1 protein-coding gene is annotated in these 745 nt (G+C 68.2%); it reads right to left on the reverse strand.

Going from position 1 to position 745, the window contains the following annotated elements:
- Positions 1–36 precede the first annotated feature (36 nt).
- Positions 37–654 carry a hypothetical protein gene (locus tag AB0M20_RS08910; RefSeq protein ID WP_364296041.1) on the reverse strand — a complete coding sequence of 206 codons (618 nt, stop codon included), beginning with the start codon at positions 652–654 and terminating at the stop codon, positions 37–39.
- Between the last annotated feature and the right edge of the window lie 91 nt (positions 655–745).

Raw genomic sequence — 745 nt, forward strand, 5'->3', positions numbered from 1 at the left:
TGAATCGATTATGTCTTTTGCGCATTCACTTCTTTTCTATATAAATATGAGCGAAGCGAATAAGCGTCGGAAAAGCAGCAAAAAGTTCAGCGACACCCGGTCGTCGCTCTCGGCCCAGTCGAAGCTGTCGCCCCGCACCGCATAGGACGGCTCGAGCTGCCCGGCCAGGCTGAACGACGGGCGGATCCGGCAGCGGCCGGGCAGCAGCTCCCACTGCAGCTCGGCGGCCAGCGTGAGCCGCTGGGTCCGGGCCGCCATCGCGTACCGGTCGGTGCCGACGGCGGCCGACTGCAACTCGTGCCCGAGCAGTGTGGCGATCTCGGCCAGCTCGCCGCGAGCGTCCGGCGACCCGGGAGCCGGAGAGCAGCGCAGCACCCCGAGCCGTTCACCCCGGACGGTGACCGGGAGATAGGCGACCGACGAGGCGGTGACCTCCGACTGGTGGTCGAAACACCGCCACGCGGGGTCGCCCGGCCGCGTCACCGGTGAGCCGCTGAGCAGCGGCAGCAGCGCCGCGAGACGGTAATCCACCAGCAGGAGATCGGTCCTGGTGATCCCGAAGAGCTTGGTCAGCGCGTCGCCCAGAGCCTCGACGACCGACTCCGCGGGCGCCTCGGTCATGGCCCGCCACGCGGCACTCCCTGGCTCGGACACTGCGCACCCCCTTCGAGAGTCTCGGCTTCCCAGGTAGTCTCTGCGTCACGATGGCCGAACACCATGGGTCGGAACGGCCGGTCCCCACGCG

The sequence above is a fragment of the Actinoplanes sp. NPDC051633 genome (assembly GCF_040681735.1).
GTDB lineage: Bacteria > Actinomycetota > Actinomycetes > Mycobacteriales > Micromonosporaceae > Actinoplanes.